Raw genomic sequence first — 3,935 nt, forward strand, 5'->3', positions numbered from 1 at the left:
CACCTCGGCCGGCAAGACCGGGCACCTCGGCGTCAGCGCTGGTTGGCGGGGAGCTCGAGGGCCCGCCAGACGGCGGCCCACACCTCCTTGGGCGGGACCCCGGCGTCGAGGGCCTCCTGGGCGGTGCGGCCGAGGTCGGTGATCACGAACTGCTGGGCCCACGAGCGCGAGTAGTCGCGGCCGAGGGCGTGGTCGAGCCGGGCCCAGAACTCGGTGTGCCTCATGCCGGCTCCTCCACGACGCCCTCGTCCCGTTCGGCGACCACGTCGAGCCACGGCTGGTCGCGCTGGTCGTCCTCGTGGGACAGCGTGAGCACCCGCCAACCGGCAGCCGCCAGCGCCTCCCGCAGCGGTCCCTCGCGCCAGAACGTGAAGAACCGCGGGGCCGCGACGTTGCCGTGCGTCGACCAGGACTCGCCGTCGCCCTCCTTGAGGGACAGCTGGAACAGGCCACCGGGACGGGTCGCCGCGGCGAGTCGTGACAGCACTGTCGGCAGGTCGGGTCGTGCGACGTGGAGCAGGCAGGCGCTCGCCCACACCCCGTCGTACGGCGCGGGGTCGTCGGGGTCGGTCAGGTCGTCGGTGAGCGGGTCGAGGACGTCCGCCCGGTGCCCGTCACCGCGCAGCATCCGGACGAACCCGGGGGTGACGTCCGTGCGCCGGACGCGCAGCCCGGCCGCCTCGAGCACCAGCGCGTCGTGCCCCGGACCGCTGCCGATCTCGAGCACCCGCGCACCGGCACCGAGGACGGCGGCGAACCGCTCGATCGCCACCCGCGCCGGGTCCGGCATCAGCCGGGTGCCCTCGCGGTAGTCCGCCACGTTCCCGTCGTACGCCGAGACCGTCATCGACCGCGGGTCGAACCCGACGTCGTGCAGGTGGTGGACGACGTCGTGCAGGTGGTAGCGCCCCAGCGACGCCGGCGTGAACACCGAGCCCTCGCTGCGACGGCCCGGGCGGTCCCACTGGTCGCCCGAGATCCCGGCGTACGTCGCCGCCACGGCCTCGGCGGCCGCGACCAGCGCCGGCAGCACCTCGGCCGGCTCCTGCGAGGCGTAGTCGTCGGCGACCGCGGTCTCGTCCTGGTCCCAGTTGGCGAACACCGGGTCGTCATCGGTGAGCATCAGCCGCAGCCGCTCGTCGAAGAGCACGTGCACGTCGCGGACGTGGCAGGCGTACTCCAGGGGCGACCACACGTTGTCCGCCGGCCGGACCCGCGCGTCGACGGAGGCCAGCGCGGCCTCCCAGCCGGGCACGGTGTCGCGGATCAGCCGCGGCAGGTCGGCCGGGGTGACCGAGCCCGCCTCGAATCCACAGTCGGGGCAGCGCTCGCGCAGCACCCAGGTCCAGTCCTTGGTGTCGGGTTCGATCGGCACGCCGGCCATTGAACCAGCCGGCACCCACTCGCGGGCCAGCGACGTGGCCAGCGACGTGGCCGGCGACATGACAGGGTGGGTCGCCATGGAGATCAGGCCCGCCACCGCTGCCGACGTCCCCGGCCTGCAGGCGATCTACGACCCGCACACGCTGAGCAGCCACACCACCTTCCACACCGAGCCGGTCCCGGCCGGGGTCTGGCTCGAGCGGCTCGCCTCGCCGCACGCCGGCGACCAGATCCTGGTCGCGGTCGACGAGGGCCGGGCGCTCGGCGCCGCGTGGTCGACGGCATTCCGGCCCCGCGCGGCGTACGACGCGACCCGGGAGACCTCGGTCTACCTCGCGGACGACGCCACCGGACGCGGCATCGGCCGCGGCCTGTACGACGTCCTGCTGGGGCGGCTGGCCGAGGTCGGGGTGCACACGGCGGTGGCAGCGGTGGCCCTGCCCAACGACGCGAGCGTCGCCCTGCACCGGGCCTGCGGGTTCGCCGACGTCGGCGTGCTTTGCGAGGTCGGCCACAAGCTCGACCGCTGGATCGACGTGCGGTGGTTCCAGAAGATGCTCTGAGCCCGCCCTACCCGCCGAACGGCACGTCCGTGCACAGCAGCCGGGCACCGGCGCTGCCGGTCGCGGGGTTCGTCGGGGCGGCGTGGATGACCACGGATCCGGCGGCGCCCGCCGGGATGACCCACGGCCGGATGACCTCCGCCACCGCACGCCCGTGCTCGTCCGAGGTCAGGTCGAGCCACACCTCGCGGTCGGCCAGCGGTACCGAGGGATCGGTCGAGTGCTGGTAGTGCCCGCCCGAGGTGAGCGGGTCGGTTCCGCAGTGCCCGGTGTGGACGTGCGCGCCGAAGCTGCGGTTCGGTGGCAGCCCGGCGAGGGGTCCCCACATCGACGTCTGCATGGCCTTGCTCCTCTCGGTCCGCCCCCCGGACGGGGCGTCACCCGTGGTGGCCGGGAATGCCCGATTCGGTTCTCCCCGGTGGGGTCCGGCGCGATGATGTGAACCGTTCAGGGGGTTCGTGGCCACAGGGGGTGTGACCGAGATGCACCCGCCGCCGGAAGACCGGCTCGCGTCGGCGACCGACGCCGAGCTCGTCGCCGCGCTCCGTGACGCCGACCGCGGCGCGTTGCGCGAGCTGTTCGTGCGGCACGAGCCGTGGCTGGCCGCGCGCCTGTCCCGGCGCTGCGCCGACCCGGCGATCGTCGACGAGGCGGTGCAGGACACGTTCGTCGCGGTGTGGCGCAAGCCGGCCTGGCGCGGCGAGGGTGAGGTGGCCGCGTGGCTGTGGGGCATCGCGATCCGGTCGCTGCTGCACCACCTCAAGCCGCGGGCCAGCGTGGTGGAGCGGCTCAGCCGGCTCCGGGAGCCGGACGCCACCTCGGCGGAGGAGCAGGTGCTGGCCCGGGTCGAGCACTCCGACGTCGGAGCCGCGCTGCACAGCCTCTCCCCCGAGCTGCGCGCGGTCGTCCAGGCCACCGTCATCGACGGCCTCACCACCCGCGAGGCCGCCACCTTGCTGGGCATCCCGTCCGGCACCGTCAAGAGCCGCATGAGCCGAGCCCGTTCCGAGCTCCGGGAGGCACTGCTGTGAACACCTGGCACGCGAGCCCCGCCGACCTGGCGGCGTACGCCGCGGGGTCCGACGACGCGGTCGTCGCCGCCTCCGTCGAGACCCACCTCCTTCGTTGCGCCGACTGCCGCGCCGCGCTGGCCCGCGCGGCCGCACGTGGCCACGAGGTCTCCCCCGACACCGACCGGCGCTGGGAGGCGCTGTCCGCGGTCGTGGACCGGCCGGCGTCGACGCCGCTGGCCCGGCTCGGCCTGTCCACCCGGCCGCTGGCCGTCGCGTGGGGCCTGGCCCTGCTGTTCGTGCTGATGGTGCCGGTGCTGCCGGCTGCCTTCGTGGGGGTCGGCGTGCCGACCGCCCTGCTGGCGATGGCGCCGCTGGTGCCGACGCTCGGCGTGGCGTTGTCCTACCGCGAGGCCTCCGACCCCGCCGGGGAGCTCGCGCTCGCCGCTCCCCTCGCCGGGCTCCGCCTGGTCACCCGCCGGGCGGTCGCGGTGGCGGTGGCCGCCGTACCCGTCGGGGTCGGGCTCGCCCTCCTCGTCGGCCTCCCGGTCTCCCTGGCGGTCGCGTGGCTGCTCCCCGGCCTCGCCCTTTCGGCGGTGGTCCTGCTCGCCGGCACCACCCGGCTCGACCCCGTGGTCGTCGCGGCCGTCCTCGGCGGCCTCTGGGCGGTCGCGGTCGCGATGCCCGCCGCCAGCCGCCGGATCGGCCAGGACGTGGTGGTGGCCGCCGTCACCAGCCCCCAGACCCAGCTGCTGGCGCTCGTCGTCGCTGCGGCCGCGGTCGCCCTCACCGTCTCGCGCCGCGAGCACCTCGCCTACCGGAGGACCTCATGACCACCGCCACCACCGGGCTCGCGCACACCGTCGCGGCCAGCGACCTGACCAAGACGTACGGCGCGCTGCGTGCCGTCGACGGGCTGGACCTCGCCGTGGGAGGCGGGGTGGTCGGGCTGCTCGGCCCCAACGGCGCCGGCAAGACC

6 protein-coding genes are annotated in these 3,935 nt (G+C 75.2%); 3 read left to right on the forward strand and 3 right to left on the reverse strand.

Annotation, left to right across the window (positions count from 1 at the left end):
- Positions 1-32: 32 nt before the first annotated feature.
- Entirely contained in the window at positions 33-224 is a 192-nt protein-coding gene (locus EKO23_RS24365) for a DUF3046 domain-containing protein (RefSeq protein WP_134721123.1), read from the reverse strand.
- Positions 221-1,462, reverse strand: coding sequence for a class I SAM-dependent methyltransferase (locus EKO23_RS24370; RefSeq protein WP_246051298.1), 1,242 nt, complete (start codon positions 1,460-1,462; stop codon positions 221-223). The genes EKO23_RS24365 and EKO23_RS24370 overlap by 4 nt, the downstream gene beginning before the upstream one ends.
- Here EKO23_RS24370 and EKO23_RS24375 point away from each other — a divergent pair.
- A complete protein-coding gene (locus tag EKO23_RS24375; protein WP_167880641.1) occupies positions 1,461-1,946 on the forward strand; it encodes a GNAT family N-acetyltransferase in 486 nt (161 codons plus the stop codon). The two genes, EKO23_RS24370 and EKO23_RS24375, sit on opposite strands and share 2 nt — an antisense overlap.
- A 7-nt stretch (positions 1,947-1,953) precedes the next feature.
- Here the strand turns inward: EKO23_RS24375 and EKO23_RS24380 are convergent, their stop codons facing one another.
- Entirely contained in the window at positions 1,954-2,286 is a 333-nt protein-coding gene (locus EKO23_RS24380) for a superoxide dismutase family protein (protein ID WP_134721127.1), read from the reverse strand.
- A 118-nt stretch (positions 2,287-2,404) separates the two neighbouring features.
- On the opposite strand from EKO23_RS24380, the gene EKO23_RS24385 reads away from it, so the two are divergent.
- Positions 2,405-2,977, forward strand: coding sequence for an RNA polymerase sigma factor (locus EKO23_RS24385; protein ID WP_217702801.1), 573 nt, complete (start codon positions 2,405-2,407; stop codon positions 2,975-2,977).
- Entirely contained in the window at positions 2,974-3,789 is an 816-nt protein-coding gene (locus EKO23_RS24390; RefSeq protein ID WP_134721129.1) for a cupin domain-containing protein, read from the forward strand. Before EKO23_RS24385 ends, EKO23_RS24390 begins: the two co-directional genes overlap by 4 nt.
- Positions 3,790-3,935: the final 146 nt, after the last annotated feature.

Origin of the sequence: Nocardioides guangzhouensis (assembly GCF_004519545.1) — a bacterium.
Lineage (GTDB): Bacteria > Actinomycetota > Actinomycetes > Propionibacteriales > Nocardioidaceae > Nocardioides > Nocardioides guangzhouensis.

Excerpts from the sequence above, each read along its gene's own strand:
- EKO23_RS24370 (WP_246051298.1), bottom strand. The coding sequence starts at position 1,462 with ATGGCGACCCACCCTGTCATGTCGCCGGCCACGTCGCTGGCCACGTCG.
- EKO23_RS24375 (WP_167880641.1), top strand. The coding sequence starts at position 1,461 with ATGGAGATCAGGCCCGCCACCGCTGCCGACGTCCCCGGCCTGCAGGCG.
- EKO23_RS24365 (WP_134721123.1), bottom strand. The coding sequence starts at position 224 with ATGAGGCACACCGAGTTCTGGGCCCGGCTCGACCACGCCCTCGGCCGC.
- EKO23_RS24380 (WP_134721127.1), bottom strand. The coding sequence starts at position 2,286 with ATGCAGACGTCGATGTGGGGACCCCTCGCCGGGCTGCCACCGAACCGC.